The 17,533-nt window shown below is 74.0% G+C and carries 14 protein-coding genes; 4 read left to right on the forward strand and 10 right to left on the reverse strand.

Features of this window, described 5'->3' with window-relative positions; translation table 11 throughout:
• Positions 1-144: 144 nt before the first annotated feature.
• Both Cs7R123_RS37345 and Cs7R123_RS37350 read right to left on the reverse strand, forming a co-directional pair.
• Complete coding sequence (locus Cs7R123_RS37345; protein ID WP_212833674.1) at positions 145-393, reverse strand: hypothetical protein; 249 nt, start codon at positions 391-393, stop codon at positions 145-147.
• Positions 394-569: 176 nt separating this feature from the next.
• On the reverse strand, positions 570-1,493 hold the full coding sequence (locus Cs7R123_RS37350) for a helix-turn-helix transcriptional regulator (RefSeq protein ID WP_212833675.1): 924 nt from the start codon (positions 1,491-1,493) through the stop codon (positions 570-572).
• A 154-nt stretch (positions 1,494-1,647) separates the two neighbouring features.
• Between Cs7R123_RS37350 and Cs7R123_RS37355 the strand changes: the two genes are divergently transcribed.
• Both Cs7R123_RS37355 and Cs7R123_RS37360 read left to right on the forward strand, forming a co-directional pair.
• Positions 1,648-2,220, forward strand: coding sequence for a winged helix-turn-helix domain-containing protein (locus tag Cs7R123_RS37355; RefSeq protein WP_212833676.1), 573 nt, complete (start codon positions 1,648-1,650; stop codon positions 2,218-2,220).
• 30 nt (positions 2,221-2,250) lie between these two features.
• Complete coding sequence (locus Cs7R123_RS37360) at positions 2,251-3,507, forward strand: MFS transporter (RefSeq protein WP_212833678.1); 1,257 nt, start codon at positions 2,251-2,253, stop codon at positions 3,505-3,507.
• Here the strand turns inward: Cs7R123_RS37360 and nudC are convergent.
• From nudC to Cs7R123_RS37400, 8 genes are all read right to left on the reverse strand, one after another.
• Positions 3,430-4,362 carry an NAD(+) diphosphatase gene (nudC, locus tag Cs7R123_RS37365; protein WP_212833680.1) on the reverse strand — a complete coding sequence of 311 codons (933 nt, stop codon included), beginning with the start codon at positions 4,360-4,362 and terminating at the stop codon, positions 3,430-3,432. The two genes, Cs7R123_RS37360 and nudC, sit on opposite strands and share 78 nt — an antisense overlap.
• Positions 4,359-5,678: a pitrilysin family protein gene (locus Cs7R123_RS37370; RefSeq protein WP_212833682.1), complete on the reverse strand. Its 1,320-nt coding sequence runs from the start codon at positions 5,676-5,678 to the stop codon at positions 4,359-4,361. Before Cs7R123_RS37370 ends, nudC begins: the two co-directional genes overlap by 4 nt.
• The gene (locus tag Cs7R123_RS37375) at positions 5,675-6,985 is read right to left on the reverse strand and encodes a pitrilysin family protein (RefSeq protein ID WP_212835013.1); all 1,311 of its coding nucleotides are present in this window, start codon (positions 6,983-6,985) and stop codon (positions 5,675-5,677) included. Before Cs7R123_RS37375 ends, Cs7R123_RS37370 begins: the two co-directional genes overlap by 4 nt.
• Positions 6,986-7,048: 63 nt before the next feature.
• The gene (locus Cs7R123_RS37380; RefSeq protein WP_212833684.1) at positions 7,049-8,425 is read right to left on the reverse strand and encodes an FAD/NAD(P)-binding protein; all 1,377 of its coding nucleotides are present in this window, start codon (positions 8,423-8,425) and stop codon (positions 7,049-7,051) included.
• A 291-nt stretch (positions 8,426-8,716) separates the two neighbouring features.
• The gene (locus Cs7R123_RS37385) at positions 8,717-9,949 is read right to left on the reverse strand and encodes a S8 family serine peptidase (RefSeq protein WP_212833686.1); all 1,233 of its coding nucleotides are present in this window, start codon (positions 9,947-9,949) and stop codon (positions 8,717-8,719) included.
• 75 nt (positions 9,950-10,024) lie between these two features.
• Positions 10,025-10,168 carry a hypothetical protein gene (locus tag Cs7R123_RS37390; protein ID WP_212833688.1) on the reverse strand — a complete coding sequence of 48 codons (144 nt, stop codon included), beginning with the start codon at positions 10,166-10,168 and terminating at the stop codon, positions 10,025-10,027.
• An 82-nt stretch (positions 10,169-10,250) separates the two neighbouring features.
• Positions 10,251-13,505 (reverse strand): ATP-dependent helicase, encoded by a 3,255-nt coding sequence (locus tag Cs7R123_RS37395; protein ID WP_212833690.1) that lies wholly within the window; start codon positions 13,503-13,505, stop codon positions 10,251-10,253.
• Positions 13,502-16,711: an ATP-dependent DNA helicase gene (locus tag Cs7R123_RS37400; protein WP_212833692.1), complete on the reverse strand. Its 3,210-nt coding sequence runs from the start codon at positions 16,709-16,711 to the stop codon at positions 13,502-13,504. The genes Cs7R123_RS37395 and Cs7R123_RS37400 overlap by 4 nt, the downstream gene beginning before the upstream one ends.
• A 98-nt stretch (positions 16,712-16,809) precedes the next feature.
• Here Cs7R123_RS37400 and Cs7R123_RS37405 point away from each other — a divergent pair, with 98 nt between their 5' ends.
• Positions 16,810-17,175, forward strand: coding sequence for a type II toxin-antitoxin system RelE/ParE family toxin (locus tag Cs7R123_RS37405; protein ID WP_212833693.1), 366 nt, complete (start codon positions 16,810-16,812; stop codon positions 17,173-17,175).
• Complete coding sequence (locus Cs7R123_RS37410) at positions 17,172-17,489, forward strand: helix-turn-helix domain-containing protein (protein ID WP_212833695.1); 318 nt, start codon at positions 17,172-17,174, stop codon at positions 17,487-17,489. The genes Cs7R123_RS37405 and Cs7R123_RS37410 overlap by 4 nt, the downstream gene beginning before the upstream one ends.
• Positions 17,490-17,533: the final 44 nt, after the last annotated feature.

Genomic DNA, 17,533 nt, shown 5'->3' on the forward strand with positions numbered 1-17,533 from the left:
TTCATAGACGTTGGCCTATCACATCGAGTTTTTGTAGATCCACTTCGATGTGATAGGCCAACGTCTATGAAAAAACAGGGCCGGCGACCCCCTCGCGGGGCATCGGGATGTGAGCCGGGTTACGCGGCAGGCGGCCGGTCGCGGTCAGCTGGGCCACTTCGGGGCGTCGAGGCGGACGACCTTCACCCGCTGGCGCCCGGACCGGACCGCCCCCACCGACGCCAGCGCCCTGGCCAGTTGCAGCGCCGCCTCCAGCGTGTCCGCCTCCGCGACCTGGCGCCGCTGCTCCGGACTGGCGGTCTCGTCGCGCAGGGGCAGCTCTTCATGAACCGACGCCACCACATCCTCAGGGGCGAACGGTCGAACCTCGGTTCGGACGATCAGGTACCGCATGCGCTGCTCCGTCACTGGCTGCCGGGCGGAGGCGAAGTGGGGTCCATGGGTGGAACTTCCACGTTCGGCTGGTGCTCATGCTTGTGCATTTCCTGAGGTGGAATCAAGCAAGACTCGACGATCGTCGGGTAGCACCGCCCGAACGGGTGACTCAGCGTAACGTTTGCGCGTTTTGATCACTCAAGCCGGGACTCGAGCCACGCTCGCGATCGGACCGGATCGAGGGCCGCGTCGCGCAGCCAGTCGAACACCCGGGCGTACCGTTCCACGGCCGTACGGTCAGTGAGCACCAGCTCACGCGCAAGCGCTTCGACGGTCACCGTTTCGGGGTCGTCCGGATCGGTGAAGTGATAGATGGAAAATCCACTATACGGCACGAAGTCCGGTCCGACCGCCGCCTCGCGCGGCAGTACTCTGATCGTCACGTTAGGTAACATCGCGAGGCTCGTCAGGTGGGCGAGCTGCCCGTCGCGTACGGGTGGCGGCGCGCCCCGGCCCAGCAGCGCCTGCTCGTCGAGCACCGCCTCATAGCGGGGCGGGTCGGGCTGGCGGGTGAGCACGGTCTGGCGGGCCAGCCGCGCGGCGACCTCGGTGTCCGGCTCCTGCGCGGCGGGCGTCTCGGCCGCTGGGCCGCCGGCCGGGGCGGGGCGCTGGGCGGGCACGCCGTCGGCGCGGCCACGGGTCGGCGAGGACAGGATGCGGGTGCGGGCGTACTCGGCGGTCTGGAGCAGTCCGGGGACGATGCTCAGCGCGTACTCCCGGATGCCCGCGCTGCCCGCCTCCAGCTCGGCGTAGCCCCGCTGCCGCTGGGTCATGACCGGGTAGGCGCGCAGCCAGCCGCGGGTGTTGCCCGCGTCGCGGGTGATCGCGACGAGCTGGTCGCGGTCGCGCCCGCGCACCTGGTACAGGTCGAGCAGGTCCAGCACGTCGGCCAGGTCGGGACGGCTACGGCCGTTCTCCAGGCGCGACAGCTTCGACTTGGCCGCCCAGCCGACCCGGTCGACGACCTGCTCGCCGGTGAGCCCGGCGACCTCGCGCAGGCGGCGCAGCTCGGCGCCCAGGCGCTGGCGGCGGACGATGGGGCTGGATCCTCGCGGCAAGGGGAGACCTCCGTGGCGAACCAGCCCCCAGGCTAGGCTGTCCTACCCCTCCTGATCCGCCCCGACACGCGGCCTTTCACCCTTTAGCTGACGGCCCGAAGTGCGGCCGGACCCCAGGGTTGAAAGAGTTCTTTCGAAAGGGTACTTTCGACGCATGGGCGAAGCGCGGCATGAGATCCGGGAGATCACCGACCCCCGGATGTTGCGGGCACTGGCGCATCCGCTGCGGCTGCGGCTGCTGAACGAGCTGGCCATGCGCGGTCCGGCGACCGCGACCGAGCTGGCCGAGCAGGTGGGCGAGTCACCGTCGAACTGCTCCTGGCACCTGCGGCAGCTGGCCAGGTTCGGTTACGTCGAGGAGGCCGAGGGCGGGGTCGGCCGCAGCAGGCCCTGGCGCTGGATCCCCACGGGCCACCGCTGGGGCGACCCCGACGACTCCCCCGAGATGGTGCGGGCGGGCGAGGAGATGGGCAACGCCCTGGTCACGTTCGAACTCGCGCAGCGCAACGCCTGGGAGGCCACCCGCTCGGCCGAGCCCGCCGACTGGCAGCGCGCCGCCTACACCAACCAGTCCGTCACCTGGCTCACCGTCGAGGAGCTGGCCGAGCTCAACACGGTGATGACCGAGCTGATGAGCCGCCACCTCGACCGCATCGCCGATCCCGCCACCCGGCCCGAGGGCGCCCGACCCGTGCGCCTCATCGCCTGGGGCATCCCCTCGATCTGACCCGCCCCACCCCCGGAAGGAACCTCCACCATGCGCGCCGTCCTGAGCCGACCCGCGTTCCGGCTGCTCTTCTGCGGCCTGCTGTTCAGCATGACCGCCGAGTCGGTGCTGCTGCTGGCGCTGGCGATCTGGGCCAAGGACCTCACCGGCTCCAACGGCATGGCGGGCGCGGCGATCCTGGCCGTGGTCGCCCCGATGGCCTTCGCCCCAGTGCTCGGCTTCGTCGTGGACCGCTTCCGGCGCCGCCCGTTCCTCGTCGCGGTGCTGCTGTGCTCGGCGGTCATGCTGACCCCGCTGTTCGCCGTGCACGAGCGCGGCGACCTGTGGATCCTGTTCAGCGTGGGCGTCGGCTACGGCCTGTCCTTCATCATGGTCAGCGCCGCCCTCAACGGCCTCATCAAGCAGGTCGTCCCGGACGACCTGCTCGCCGAGGCCAACGGCGCGCTCCAGACGGTCAAGCAGGGCCTGCGCCTGGTCGGCCCGCTGCTGGGCGCGGGCCTCTACGGCGCCACCAGGGGATGGGGGCTGGCCGCCGTCGGCATCACCGGCTTCGTGCTGGCCGCGCTCGTGATCTCCGCGGTACGGGTGGACGAGCGGCGCCCCACGCGCACCGAGCTGCGCTGGGCCGCCGAGGTCTCGGCGGGCGTGCGCCAGCTCGTCGCCACGGCGGCGATGCGCCGGGTGCTCATCGGCGTCGTCATCGCCATCACCGTGTTCGGTTTCGGCGAGTCGGTCTTCTTCGCGTACGTGGACCAGGGCCTGCACCGGCCCCCGACGTTCCTCGGCGTGCTGATCAGCATCCAGGGCGTCGGCGGGCTGCTGGGCGGGCTGACCGCGGCGAAGGTGGTGCGGCGGTTCGGCGAGATCGGCGCCATCACGCTGGGCCTGGCCCTGTTCACGCCGTGGCAGTTCGCCGGGGTGCTGCCCCGGGTGTGGCTGGCGGTCCCGCTGGTGGTGCTGGCGGGGCTGGGGCTGCCGTACACGATCGTCGGGCTGATGACGCTGCTCCAGCGCACCACGCCCACCGAGCTGATGGGCCGCACCTCCGCCGCGATGGACGCGCTGCTCAGCGCGCCGCAGGCGCTGTCCATCGCCTTCGGTGCGGCCCTGGTGGGCCTGGTCGACTACCGCATCCTGATGACGGCCATGGGCGTGGTGATGACCGTGTCCGCCGTCTACCTGTGGGCCGGTCGCGGGCTGACGCGGCCGTCAGCGGCCGTCGAGCCAGCGGCGGATCAGGTGGCTGGCGATGGAGGAGCGGTTCGGCAGGCCGAAACTGTCGTCTGAGCCGTCCAGCACCGCGGCGATCTCGGTCCGGGTGAACCAGCGCGCGTCGACCAGCTCCTCCGGGTCGGTGCGGATCGGTTCGGCCGGGTCGCCCTGCACGGTGAAGCCCAGCATCAGCGAGCGGGGATACGGCCAGGGCTGGCTGCCGACGTACACCGGGTCGGCGACCGTGACGCCGCACTCCTCGGCGACCTCGCGGATCACCGCCGACTCGGCCGACTCCCCCGCCTCGACGAACCCGGCCAGGGTCGAGTAGCGGCGCTTGTCCGCCGTCGCCCACATGACGTTGGCGCCGAGCAGGGCGCGGCCCTGCGGCCCGGCCACCCCGTCGTGCACGATCATGATGACCGCCGGGTCCGTACGCGGGAAGTGCAGCTCGCCCTCGGCGTCGCGGCGCACCCAGCCGCCCTGCTCGACCGTGGTCGGCTGACCCGACTTGGGCGCGAACAGGTGGTCGCGGTGCCAGCCCACCAGCGCCAGCGCCTGGGTGAACAGCCCCGCGTCGCGCTCGGTCAGATCGGCACCGACTTCATACAGGTGCTTGGGCTCCGCGCCCTCGATGAGCTGCAGCAGCCCGCGCACCGCGAAGTACGGCGTGCCGTCGGGCTCGACGCCCAGGAACAGCGGGTCCCCCGCCGGGTGCTCCCGCGTGTCCGACGACGACAGCAGCACCAGCTCGGAGCCCCGGACCAGTGCTCGATTGTCGGGACCGATGACGACGACCATGGCGCGCAGCCAGGCGTCGGCGAGCCACTGCGGATCGGCGCGCCGGAACGCGGCCCGGTCCAGGGAGGACCGGGCCAGCGCGGGCCGCTCGTTCAGTTCGGCGGCCCGCTGCTCGTGTACGTGGTTCATGACCTCGACTCGACCTGCACCGGAACGATGGCGGCCACCTCGGCCTGGATCTTCTCCGCGTCGCCGAGGATCACCGCCGCGGAGGCGGCCGGGCCCAGGTGGGTCCGCGACACCCGGCGGACGTCGTCCAGGGTCGCCGCGGCCAGCCGGGCCGAGTGCTCGGCCAGGTAGTTCAGCCGCAGCCCGAACCCGGCGTACGTGCTGGCCAGCCCGGCCAGGCCGGCCTGGGTGGACATGCCCAGTTGCAGCGTGCCCAGCGCGTACTGCCGCGCCTGCTCCAGTTCCGCCTCGCTCGGCGGCAGGCTGGCCAGGCGGCCCAGCTCGTACAGCGTCTCGACCAGGGCCGGGCCGGTCACCTCGGTGGCGACCTCGGCCGACACCGTGAGGGTGGACCCGGCGACCGAGTGCTCGATCACCGAGTGCGGGCCGTAGGTGTAGCCCTTGTCCTCGCGGATGTTCTCCACCCAGCGCGACGAGAAGTAGCCGCCGAAGACCATGTTGGCCAGTTGCAGCGCCGCGTGGTCGGGGTGCGTGCGCCCCACCGCGGGCAGCGCGATGCGCAGCGACGACTGCACCGCCCCGGGGCGGTCGACCAGCAGCAGCGGGCCGGGCACCAGGTCCGGGATCGCGGGCAGCTCGGCCTGCGAGCCCCGGCCGTTCCAGCCGCCCAGGCGCTTGGTCGCCAGCTCGACGACCTGCTCGGGGTCGATGTCGCCGACCAGCACCAGCGTCGCCCCGGCCGGGTGCAGCCGCTCGGCGTGCAGGGCGCGCAGGTCCTCCGGGCGCACCGCGCGCACCTCGTCGACGCTCGGGGTCTGCACCGCGTACGGGTGCCCCGGGTAGATCCGCTTCAGCAGTGCGACCCGCGCGAGGTGCGCGGGCTGGCTCTGCGCCACCTGGATCCGGTCGGCCAGCCGCTCGGACTCGGTGTCGACCTCGCCGTCGGGGTACGCCGCGTCGTCGAGCACCTCGGCCAGCAGCTCCAGCAGCCGGTCCAGACCCGACACCAGCGAGTTGCCGCTGATGAGCAGGCGGTCGGGGTCGGTGCCCGCGCCCAGCCCGCCGCCGACGGTCTGGAGTTCGGCGGCGATCTGGACGGTGCTCTTGGTGCTGGTGCCGGAGAACAGCGTCTGGCCCAGCACGGCCGACCGGGCCAGCTCGGTCTTGGCGAACGGCACCCGCAGCCGCAGCTCCACCAGCGGCACGCTCGGGCGGCGGATGGCGATGACGGTCAGGCCGTTGGACAGCGTGCGCTCGGCCTGCAGCGGCAGCGAGAGCGGACGGTTGGCGTCCAGTTCGGGCAGGGCGAGAGTCACTGCTTACCTCCGGGCACAACCTCGATCGTGGCCCGGCGCTGCGGGCGCAGGGTGGCGGCGGCCGCGCGGATCTGGTCCTCGGTCACCGAGGCGATCGCGTGCGGCAGGTCGTTCAGCAGCCCGGGGTTGCCGCGCTGCAACTCCAGCACGGCCATGCGCAGCGCGCGGCCGAGCACGGCGTCGGTCTCCCGCAGCAGGTGCGTGGCCAGGCGGGCCTGGGTGCGGGCCAGCTCGCCCGGGGTCAGGCCGTCGTTGGCCAGCCGGTCGAGCTCCTCGTCGACGGTCGCGAGCACCTTGTCCACGCTGCCGCCGGGCGGCAGGTGCGACTGGAGCAGCAGCGCCGTGGGATCGCGCACCTCGAACGGCTCGCCCATGAAGCCGATGTAGCCGCCGACGCTGGTGACGCTGCGGTCCTTGAGCACCATGCGCTCCACCAGCCGGGACGCGTCGCCGTCGGTCAGCACCTCGGCGAGCACCATGTACGGCAGGTAGCCCTCGAAGTCGTTGATCGGGTCGGGCACGCGCCAGGCCGAGGCGACGGCGGGCAGCGGAGCCAGGGCGTCCTCGTACGACTTGCGGCGCTCGGCGGTCAGGTCGGGCTCGGAGAAGTCGGGGCGCACCGGCGCCGGACGGGCCGGGACGTCGCTGAAGTGCCGCTCGATCAGGGTGCGCGCGTGCGCGGAGTCGAAGTCGCCGCTGACCGCCAGCGTGGCGTTGCCGCAGGCGTAGTAGCGGTCGAAGAACTCGGCCGCGTCGGGGACCGTGGCGGCTTCGAGGTCGGTGAAGGAGCCGTAGCCGTCGTGCGCGTTGGCGAACGTGTCGAACATGACCGGCGGGAGCTTGAGCCACGGGAACCCGCCGTACGGCCGGTTCAGCACGTTGACCCGGATCTCCTCCTTGACCACGTCGATCTGGTTGCGCAGGTTCTCCTCGGTGAGCCGGGGCCCGCGCATGCGGTCGGCCTCCAGGAACAGCATGCGCTCCAGCGCGTTGCTGGGCACCGTCTCGAAGTAGTCGGTGTAGTCGAGGTGGGTCGAGCCGTTGAAGGTGCCGCCCGCGCCCTGGACGTGCCGGAAGTGGGCCAGCTTCTCCAGGTTGGCCGAGCCCTGGAACATCAGGTGCTCGAAGAGGTGGGCGAAACCGGTGCGGCCCTCGGGCTCGGAGCGGATGCCCACGTCGTAGACGACCGCCACACCGATCACGGGGGCGCTGCGGTCCGGGCTGAGCACCACACGCAGTCCGTTGGCGAGCGTGAACCGCTCCACCTCGTACGCGGTGCGCGGGATCTGGATGCTGCTGGTCTCCATGGACACAACGCCGACCCTAGCAAGCCGGACGGCTCGGCCACACCCGTCGCGGATCACACCCGCCTACGAGTCGACGCGCACCGGCACCGCGACCCGGGCCGTGCCGACCGCCAGGGCCAGCGTCCGGGCCTGGGCGCGGATCTCCGGGGCGGCGGTGGTCTCCCACAGCCGGCCGCGCCGGGTCGGGCCGAGGGTCCACAGCGTGCGGCCGGTCGAGCCGTCGCGCCGCAGCACCGCCCCCGAGGCGTCGGTGTCCAGGCCGAGCCGGTGCGGGCCGGGCCGGGCCATCCCGTCGGCGATCAGGGAGCGGACCAGCCGGTCGGACTCGACCAGGCGCCCCGGGCCGGTGCAGTTCACGACCGCCGCGTACGAGCTGGACACGACCGCGCCGGTGCGGCGCTCGCGCAGCACGGCCCGTACGCCCGAGTCCTCGGCCGCCAGGCCGCACAGCTCCGCCGCCGTCACCGTCAGCGTGCCGTGCGCCAGCAGCCCGTCGATCGTGTCGGCGATCGGCGGCGCCATCCGGTGCCGGTGCACCTCCCAGTACCGCGCCAGGTGCCGCAGGAAGCGGTGCTGGTCCGGCTCTGACAGGCCCTGCCACAGCGTGTCCCAGCGGGGGCGCAGCGCGTCCATCACCGCCCGCCAGTCGCCCGTACGGGTCGCCAGCTCGCGCAACGCGCGGACCAGCGCGGCGGGCGAGCCGACCGGCAGCGCGGCCAGGTCGGCGGGGTCCACGGGGGCGCCGGGCACGCCGGGGCGGCGGTGCGGCTGGGGCAGCAGCCCGTGCCGCGACACCGCGGTCAGCGCGTGGTGCCGCCCGGTACGCGACAGGGTCAGCGCCACGTCCACGGCGGTCAGCCCGGTGCCGATGAGCAGCACCGGCCCCTCCGGCAGCGCGGCCAGCGCCCCCGGCCGCCACGGGTCCGCCAGGTAGGCCGGGGAGCTGTTCAGGGCCGGGTCCAGGCGGGCGGGCGTGCCCGGGGCCGGGTGGCCCAGCGCCAGCACCACGTGGTCGGCGTTGATCACGACGTCATCGGTGAGCAGCACCGTCAGCCGGCCCGGCGCGGTGCCACCGGAGTCGAAGATCCGGGCGACGCGGCCGCGCTGCACGGTCAGCCGCCCGGGGGCGCCGCGGTCGGCGGCGAGCAGGGTGTCGGTGAGGTAGTCGCCGTACCAGGTGCGGGGCACGAAGTCGCCGGGCGCGGTCCGCGGCGCGCGGGCGCGGCACCAGTCGAGGAACTCCTCCGGCCGGTCCGGGTCGGCGCTCATCGCGGCGACGGGCGAGTTGAGCAGGTGCCACGGGTCCGCCGTGCCGTACGCCAGCCCGCGGCCGGGGCGGGCGCCCGGGTCGACCAGCACGACCTGCCAACCGGCACGCAGCAGCTCGCGCGTGGCGAACACGCCGCTACAGCCGCCGCCGACCACGACCGCGATGCCCATGGCAGGTACCTCCTCCGTACAGCAGATCAACTTAGGGCCCGGCCCGCAGGTGGCGCCATCCACCCAGCCTAAAACCCATAAATCCTACCGGAAGAATAGGATATTCGAGCGGCGGAAGCCAGCCCAGGCCGCCCGACATGTCCGGGTCGGCCCCGACGAAACGTTCTGTTGACACGGCGTCGCCGCGGGGCGGGGCGTGGGTCACGCGGTGGCGCGAAGATCGCTGTCATCGGTCAGAAGCTGCGACGACAAGGCATCTTCCGACCGCAGACAGCGATCTCCCCGCCGGGGTCAGGAGGTGCGGGTGCGGCGGGTGCTGCGGTGGGCCCAGAGGGCCAGGGCGGCCAGGAAGCCCAGCAGCGGCAGGATGACCAGCCAGCGGCGCCAGTCGCCGCTGTCGGCCAGCGCCACCGGCTTCGGCGACGAACTCGCCGCCGGGCTGGGCGCCAGGCTCGGCGCGAGGGCCGGGCTGGGCGACACCGACGGCTCGGGCAGCGTCACGGCCAGGGCCGCGGTCAGGTTCAGCGCGCCGGTGCCGTACCGGCTGTCGGGGCCGTCGGCGCCCCGGTCCAGCGCGGTCATCCGCATCCGCTGCACGACCTGCGCGGCCGTGGACCGCGGGTACGCCGACCAGATGACCGCAGCCGCCCCGGCCAGCACCGCCGCGGCGCTCGCGCCGCCCTCGTCGATGTGGTAGCCGCCGCCGACGTCGGTCGAGATCAGGTCGACGCCCGGCACGGTGATGCCGGTGGTCTGCCCGCTGACCGGTGGCACGGGCACCGAGCCGGTGCGGTCGGCCGCGATCGCGCCCAGCACACCCGGGTAAGACACCGGCCACGGCGTGAACGGCCGGCCCGCCTTCGCGGAGTCGGCCACGACGATCAGCACCCCGCGCGCGATCGCGGCGTCGACCGACGCCTGCAACCTGCTGCTGGGGGCGACGCCGCGCCCGATACAGATGATCTTCACGTCGCGGCCGACCGCGTAGTCGATGGCGTCGGCGAGCTTGTCCGGCTCACCGGCCGACCCGGCGGCGGGCGCGAACGCCACCGGCAGGATCTTCGCCCCGGGCGCCACGCCGCGCACGCCCGAGGGGCGGTCGTCGGCCGGAGGCACCGGAGCCAGGCTCGGGGCCAGACCGGGAGCCGCGGCGGAGGCGGACGGCGACGGCAGGGGCGAGGCCGACGGCGAGGCGGGGACCAGCGGCTCGCCGGTGACGACGGCGTGGCCGCGTCCGGCGATCAGGCCGGCCAGCTCGGTGCCGCGACCGTCCACATCGGTGGTGGCCAGTGCGTCCGGCCCCGCCAGCACCTGGCCCGCCAGGTCAGGGTGGGTGGCGTCGACGCCGGAGTCCAGCACCGCGACCACGATGCCGCTGCCGTCGGCGCGCTGGTGCACGGTCGGCAGGTCGAGCGCGGCGAGCTGCCACTGGAGTCCGCGGACGACATCAGGCTCGGCGGCGGCCGCCGGAACCGCGTTCAGCACCAGCGCCACGCCGAGCACGGCCGCCGACAGCAGTTTCATCCGACTTGGCATCGCACGCACTCCGGCAGGGTATCGAGGGGGTCCACAGGTTCGCACGGCGCTGTGACGGGGATGTCAGGGCACCGACGGGCACTGGACGTCCACGACGATACCGGCCTGCGCGGCATGCCATGGCGCCAGCACCACCGCGCCGGCGACCGCCACGCCGGCGAGGGCGAGCAGCACCACCAGCGCGATCTCCCGTACCGACGACTCCACAACGCCTCCCGCATGCATACGCGGTACCCACTCTGCATCGTGAGTACGACATCACGCAGTCGGTTTTACGACCGAACCCGCCTCAGTCGGTTTCCGCCGGAAGGCTCGTGAGCAGCGCGGTCAGCCCGTCATGGTCGAGCAGATCGGCCGGACGGACCGTGAGATTGTCACGTACGTAATGGAAAGCCGCGCTGACCTGCGCCACCGGCACCCCCGCCAGCGCCGCCCACGCCAGCCGGTACGCGGCCAGCTGCACCGCCGCCGCGGCAGCAGCGGAACCCGTGGGCACCCGGCCGGTCTTCCAGTCGACCACCTCGTAGCCGCCGCCGGTGCGGAACACCGCGTCCATCCGTCCACGCACGACGGTGCCGCCCAGCTCGATCACGAACGGGGTCTCCACCTCGACCGGCACCCGGTCGGCCCAGATGCTCTGCTCGAAGCGTTCCCGCAGGTCGGCCAGCGCCTCGTCGGGGGCGGCGTCCTCATCGGCCGCACCGGGCAGGTCGTCGAGGTCGAGCAGCTGGTCGGCGCCGTAACGCTGCTCCAGCCAGTGGTGGAAGGCGGTGCCGCGCCGGGCGTACACGTCGGGGGCGGCGGGCAGCGGACGGCGCAGCCGCCGCGCCAGCGCCAGCGGGTCCTTGCGCAGCGCGACCAGCTGCGACACCGACAGGTGCGCGGGCAGCACGACGTCGGCGCGCTGTGCCCGCCGGGCCTGCTCGTCGCGCTCGATGAGCAGCAGGTCCGACTCCTGGCGCCAGCGCCGGGTGACCTCGTCGTGCTCGGCCAGCCGGACCCCGCCGTCGGGGTCGTCGAGCATCGAGCGCACCAGCGCCGCCGCGGCCTCCACGGTGGGCCGCCGGGCACCGAGCGGGTCGCTGGGCCAGGTCACGGCGACCTCGCCGCTGGTCGGGTTGACCGCGTCGTCGGCGGGCTGCGGCGCCCACACGTCGACGTGCCCGTGGCCCGCCTCGCACACCGCGACGATCTCGGCCAGCAGCGGCGACGGGCCGCGCGGCTTGCGCACCTTGTCGCCCCACCAGTAGCCGGAGGCGAGCAGCCAGCCGCGCGGGCGGGTGACCGCGACGTACGCCAGGCGGCGCTCCTCGCGGGCGTCGTGCTCGCGCCACTCCTGCTCGAAGCCGGTCACGGCGACGGCCAGGTCCTTCTGGTCGCGGGTGCCGGCGACGGCGAGCTCGGGCAGGCCGTCGCGGTCGCCGCGCAGCGGGAACGGCAGCACGCCCAGGCCCTTGAGGAAGTGGTCGGAGCCCTTGCTGGGGCCCGGCCACACGTCCTTGGTCAGCCCGGCGACGGCGACGACGTCCCACTCCAGGCCCTTGGCGGCGTGCGCAGTGAGGATCTGCACCGCGCCCTCGGCCACGTCCACCTCGCCGGGGGTCAGGCCGCGCTCCTCGTCCTCGGCCGCGGCCAGGTAGGACAGGAACGCGCCGAGCGGCGCGCCGTCGGTCTCCTGCGCGAACCGGGCCGCGACCTCGCCGAGGGTGTCCAGGTGGGCGCGGGCCAGGCCGGTGTCACCGGCGCGCACCGCGACCTCGACGTCCAGGCCGACGGTGCGCTCGATGTCGGCGATCAGGTCGCTGACCGGTTGGTCCAGGCGGGTGCGCAGGCTCGCGATCTCCTGGGCGTACGCCGCCAGCCGGGTGTACGCCGCGGGCGAGTACTGCTCCGGCTCGCCGAGGTCGTCCAGCGCCTCGCTCAGCGACGCCTCGTCGAGCCGGTCCACCGCGATCTCGGCGTCCGGCCCGCCCTGCCAGCGGCCCTTGGCCAGCTCGCGGGCGCGCTGGTGCAGCGCCACCAGGTCGCGCGGGCCGACGCGCCAGCGGGGGCCGGACAGCAGCCGCAGCAGGCTCGCCCCGTCCAGCGGGTCGGACAGCACCCGCAGGGTGCAGACGACGTCGCGCACCTCGGGGGTGTCCAGCAGGCCGCCGAGGCCGACGACCTCGACGGGCAGGCCGCGGGCGCGCAGCGCCGCCTCGATCGGGGCGATCTGCGAACGCACCCGCACCAGCACCGCCGAGCTGGGCCGCCGCTCGATCGGGATATGCGCCGGGTTCTGGTCGGCGGTGGTCTTCGCCTCGGTGCGCCAGGCGGTGACGATCTGGTCGGCGATCCACTCGGCCTCGTCGAGGTACGTGTCGAGCAGCCCCGCCAGCACGATGCCCGGTTTGTCGCTGCCGGACGTCAGCGACACCACCCGCGCCCCGCGCTCGCGTAGCGGCGCCGAGACGGTGTTGGCCACCGCCAGGATCTCCGACCGGTTGCGGAAACTGCGCCCGAGCTGCGCCATCTCGGCGGGCACGCCGTCGGCGCCCGGGAACTCGTGCGGGAACCTGTCCAGGGTGCCCGCGCTCGCGCCGCGCCAGCCGTAGATGGACTGGCACGGGTCGCCGACCGCGGTGACCGGGTGGCCCGCGCCGGTCTCGGGCGTGCCGCCGGAGAACAGCGCCCGCAGCAGCGTGACCTGCGCGTGGCTGGTGTCCTGGTATTCGTCGAGCAGCACGACGCGGAACCTGTCCCGCTCGGCCGCCCCGACCTCGGGATGCGACAGCGCGACCCGGGCCGCCCGCGACATCTGGTCGCCGAAGTCCATCGCCTCCAGCGCGTGCTTGCGCGCGGCGTACGCCCGGACCAGCGGCAGCAGTTGCAACCGGGCCCGCTGCCGACCGAGCAGGTCGCGCACGTCGGCCAGCATCCGGCCCGGCCGGGCCGACACCTCGGCGTGGAACCGCCCGGTCCACGCGGCCAGGTCGTCGGGCTCGACCAGGTGCTCCGACAGCTCCCCGGCCAGCGCCAGCACCGCCGAGACGACCGTGCTCGGCGCCGACTCCACCGACGTCATGTCCCCGGTGTACGAGCGCACCACCTCGTCGGCGAGCTGCCAGCACGACGCCTCGGTGAGCAGACGGGTGCTCGGCTCGTACCCGGCGCGCAGGCCGTGCTCGGTGACGATGCGGGCCGCGAACGAGTGGTACGTGGCGATCGTGGGTTCGCCGTCGAAGCCCTCGACCGCGCGGGCGCCGATGTGGCGGCGCAACTGGCCCAGCCGCATCCGCACCCGGTGCGCCAGCTCGCCCGCGGCCTTGCGGGTGAAGGTGAGGCCGAGCACGTGCTCGGGGCGTACGTGCTGGTTGGCGACCAGCCACAGCACCCGCGCGGCCATCGTCTCGGTCTTGCCCGACCCGGCGCCCGCGACCACCAGCAGCGGCGCGACCGGCGCGCTGATGACGGCGGCCTGCTCCGAGGTCGGCGGATGCAGCCCGAGCTGCTCCGCCAGCTCGTCGGGCGTCCAGCGCGGCCCGTCTTTGACGATCGCGGTCACGGCTCGACCACCTGGCGCCCCTTGCCCGAGACCGGGCAGCTCGACTTCACCGGGCACATCCGGCACTTGTCGTTGACCTTCGCCACGAACGTCGAGGCGGCCATCGTGGCGGCGGTGCGGTGCACCATCGCGTGCGCCCAGTTCGGGTCGCCGGACTCGCCGATCGCCTCCTGCACCTGCTCCTTGGCGTCCTTGTGCGTGGTGCCCAGCTGCACCAGCGCGGCCCCGCCGGAGACGTCCCCCTCCGGGAACCCGCCCGCCTCCACCGCCACCTGGTACGCCCCCAGCTGCGGATGTTCGGGCAGCTCCTCGCGGGTGGCGGTGGTGGTCTTGCCGGTCTTCAGGTCGATCACGACCAGGCGGCCCTGGTCGTCGACCTCCAGCCGGTCGACCCGGCCGACCAGGTCGATCGGTGGTTCGTGTTCGAGGCGCACCGCGAACTCGCGCTCGATCGCGACCAGGCGGCGCGGGTTCTCGGCCAGCCAGCGGGTGAGCTTGTCCAGCATCAGGCGGGAGCGGTCGCGCTCGCGCCCGGCCAGCCACTGCGCCGCCAGCTCGATCGCGTCGAACCGCGCCGCGACGTAGTCGACCAGCACCGCCGGGTCGCTCATCGCCTCGTCGGCGAGCATCGCCGCCGCGTGCACCAGGTTGCCCACGCCCTGCGCGCTGGACGAGGCGGCCGCGCCGCCGTGCTTCTCCAGCAGCCAGCGCAGCCCGCAGCGCAGCGCGCTCTCCATCGTCGACGGGGTGACCCGCACCGGCTCGTCCGGCCCGTGCAGCGGCCCGTCGTCGGTCAGCTCCGGCAGGCCCCACCAGTGCTCCGGGTGGGCGCCCGGGATGCCCGCGGCGGCCAGCCGGGCCAGCTCGCGGGCGGCGGCGTGACGGCGCGGGCCGTCCGGGCCGACCACGGCCGCGCGCAGCTCCGCCACCAGCGCGGGCAGCGTCAGCGCGCGCGGCGGCCGGGCGAGCTCCAGCTCGGCGACCTCGTCCTCGTCCACCTTCACCGGCGGGGCCAGCTCGAACAGGAACCGGCTCGGCCGGTCCTCGCCGTCGGCGCCGCCGACCGCGCCCGAGTCGACCGCGGTCACCACCAGGCGGCGCCGGGCCCGGGTCGCCGCCACGTAGAACAGGCGGCGCTCCTCGGTGAGCAGGGCGGCGGTCTGCGCCACCCGCTGGGCGCGCTCACCCGCCAGCGCCCGCTGCGCCACCTCGTCCACCAGCTGCTCCGAGCCCAGCAGGCTGCCGCGCAGCCGCAGATCCGGCCACACCCCCTCCTGTACGCCCGCGACCACGACCACGTCCCACTCCAGGCCCTTGGCCCCGTGGGCGGTCAGCAGCCGCACCGCCTCGCCCCGGTCGCCGCTGGCCGCCAGCGAGTCGGCGGGCAGCTGCTGGTCGGCGACGTGGTCCAGGAACGTGTCGATGCGCGCGCCCGGCAGCCGGTCGGTGAACCGGCCCGCCGCGTCGAACAGCACCAGGACCGCGTCCAGGTCGCGGTCGGCGGTCTCCGCGCGCCGCTGCTGGTCCAGGCCCAGCGCGGGGGACGTGGCGACCCCGGCCCAGCGCTCGGCCAATCCGGTGGCGCGCCACACCGCCCACAGCACCTCCTCGGCGGTGGCCCCCGGGCGGGCCGCCGCCTCCCGGGCGGTGGTCAGCAGCATCGCGATCCGCGCGGCCGGGCCCGCCCAGCGCCGGTCCAGCGCCGCCAGCTCCGCCGGGTCGCGCAGCGCCTCCACCAGCAGCTCGCCCGAGCCGCGCTCGTCTCCGGCCGCCATCGCCAGCGCCCGCAGCCCCTGGCGCAGCCGCCGCTCGGCCATCGGGTCGGCGCCGCCCAGCGGGGAGTGCAGCAGCGCCACCGCCGCCTCCTCGGTGAGCAGCTGCGGCCGCAGCGCGCAGCGCAGCAGCGTCAGCAGCGGCTTCACGGCCGGCTGCTGGTGCAGCGGCAGGTCCTCGGCGAGCACCTTGGTCGGCACGCCCGCCTGGCGCAGCGCGCGCTCGTACGCGGCGAGCTGGTTGTTGGTCGAGCGCATGATCACAGCCATCCGCGACCAGGGCACGCCGTCGACCAGGTGCGCCCGCCGCAGCCGGTGCGCCACGAACGCGGCCTCGCTGACCCGGCTGCGCAGCGCCACCACCTCGACGCCGGTGTCCGGGTCGGGCTCGCGGGCGGGCTGGTCGTCGCGCTGCACCGGCACCACGGGCAGGTGCCCCGGCAGCCTGCGGGCCAGCCGCGCCGTGGCCGCCCGGACCGTGGGCGCGGACCGGTGCGCGGTCGGCAGGATCACCTCGGCGGCGCCCGGGAAGCGCCGCGTGAACGTGCGCACGATCTCCGGGTCGGCACCGCGGAACGCATACGTCGAGCTGTCGGGGTCGGCGAAGGCGGTCAGCGGCAGCCCGGTGGCGATCAGCTCCAGCAGCTCGATCTGCGCCGGGTCGGTGTCGGCGAGCTCGTCGACGTAGACGGCCGACAGGCGGGAGCGCTCGGCCGCGAGCAGTTCGGGGTCGCGGCGCAGCAGCCCGGTGGCGGCGCGGACGAGTTCGGCGTGGTCGTAGCCGACCGAGCCGCGGGTGGTGGCGTCGCGCAGGGCCATCGTCTGCTCGTACTCCCGCAGGAAGCGGGCGGCGGCCGACCAGTCGTCGCGGCGCCGCCACAGCGGGTCGTCCGGGCCGATGCCGCGCTCGGCGGCGCGCAGCAGCAGGTCGCGCAGCTGCTCGGCGAAGGCGCGGGTGTTCAGGGCGGGCAGCAGCCGGTCGGGCCAGCCGGCCGTCTCGCCGGGCAGCAGCTCGCGGATGACGAGGTCCTGCTCGGGGCCGGACAGCAGCCGCGGCGGCGCGTCGTCGTATAGGGCGGCAGCCCGTCTGAGCAGGCCGAACGCGTACGCCGGGAAGGTCCGGACCAGCGGTTCGTGACCGATGCCCTGGGCGATGCGGGCCTCGATGCGGCGGCGCAGCGACTGCGAGCCGCGGCGGCCGAAGGTGAGCACCAGGATGCGCTGCGGGTCGGTGCCCTCGGCGACGCGGCGGGCGACCGACTCGACCAGCGTCGTCGTCTTGCCGGTGCCGGGGCCGCCGCGGACCAGCATCGGGCCGGAGTCGTGGGCGACGGCGCGCAGTTGGGCGGGGTCGGGCAGCAGCGGCGGCTGGTCCGGGGCACTCCCCCGGACCAGCCGCCACTCCCGCTGAACTCCGCTGCTCACGCCCCACATTTCACCACGAGAGGGCGACAGCCGACGCGGGCCGACCAGCAAGGGTCGGCAACGCCACCGGGCGCCCTCCCGGGTTTACCGAACGCTATACTCACTCCATGGAGCCCGACGAATGGGAGATCTACGTCGTCGAGGAGGTTCGGGACTGGATCGACGGCCTGGACGGGGCCACCCAAGCCCGGGTGGTGCAGGCCATCGATCTGCTGGCCGAAATCGGTCCAGGTCTGGGCCGACCACTCGTCGACACGATCCACGGCACCTCTGTCGCGAACCTGAAGGAGCTGCGTCCCGGCACCGTACGCATCCTCTTCGCCTTCGACCCCTGGCGCGCCAGCATCCTGCTCGTCGCGGGCGACAAGGCCGGGCAGTGGAACGCCTGGTACCGGGACGCCATCCCCCTGGCCGAGCAGCGCTACGAGATCTATCTGAAGGAACGGGCGCAAGAGGAGGGAGGACGGCCATGAGCAGCTACGTCCGGTGGAAGGACATTCGCGGCGAATACGTCACCCGCGCCGGCGGCGAGCAGGCCGTGGAGGCGGGCAAGCAGGAACTCGTCAACGAGATGCTCGGACATCGCCTGGCCGAGGTGCGCCGTTCCCGAGGTCTGACCCAGCAGGAGGTGGCGGACCGCATGGGGGTGACGAAGGGGCGCGTGTCCCAGATTGAGCAGGGCAAGATTTCCGGCCAGGATGTGCTCGCCCGCTTCGCCGCCGCGCTCGGTGGACGCCTGCACCAGGCGATCTACTTCGACGACGGCAACATCGCCGCCATCGCATAGGACCCGCTCCGCCTTCGCCGCGGCGGTCGGCTGGGGCGGGAAGG

Source organism: Catellatospora sp. TT07R-123, assembly GCF_018327705.1.
Taxonomy (GTDB): Bacteria; Actinomycetota; Actinomycetes; order Mycobacteriales; family Micromonosporaceae; genus Catellatospora.

Excerpts from the sequence above, each read along its gene's own strand:
- Cs7R123_RS37375 (WP_212835013.1), bottom strand. The coding sequence starts at position 6,985 with ATGGAGACCAGCAGCATCCAGATCCCGCGCACCGCGTACGAGGTGGAG.
- nudC (WP_212833680.1), bottom strand. The coding sequence starts at position 4,362 with ATGAACCACGTACACGAGCAGCGGGCCGCCGAACTGAACGAGCGGCCC.
- Cs7R123_RS37380 (WP_212833684.1), bottom strand. The coding sequence starts at position 8,425 with ATGGGCATCGCGGTCGTGGTCGGCGGCGGCTGTAGCGGCGTGTTCGCC.
- Cs7R123_RS37400 (WP_212833692.1), bottom strand. The coding sequence starts at position 16,711 with ATGTGGGGCGTGAGCAGCGGAGTTCAGCGGGAGTGGCGGCTGGTCCGG.
- Cs7R123_RS37405 (WP_212833693.1), top strand. The coding sequence starts at position 16,810 with ATGGAGCCCGACGAATGGGAGATCTACGTCGTCGAGGAGGTTCGGGAC.
- Cs7R123_RS37355 (WP_212833676.1), top strand. The coding sequence starts at position 1,648 with ATGGGCGAAGCGCGGCATGAGATCCGGGAGATCACCGACCCCCGGATG.
- Cs7R123_RS37410 (WP_212833695.1), top strand. The coding sequence starts at position 17,172 with ATGAGCAGCTACGTCCGGTGGAAGGACATTCGCGGCGAATACGTCACC.
- Cs7R123_RS37360 (WP_212833678.1), top strand. The coding sequence starts at position 2,251 with ATGCGCGCCGTCCTGAGCCGACCCGCGTTCCGGCTGCTCTTCTGCGGC.
- Cs7R123_RS37385 (WP_212833686.1), bottom strand. The coding sequence starts at position 9,949 with ATGAAACTGCTGTCGGCGGCCGTGCTCGGCGTGGCGCTGGTGCTGAAC.
- Cs7R123_RS37345 (WP_212833674.1), bottom strand. The coding sequence starts at position 393 with ATGCGGTACCTGATCGTCCGAACCGAGGTTCGACCGTTCGCCCCTGAG.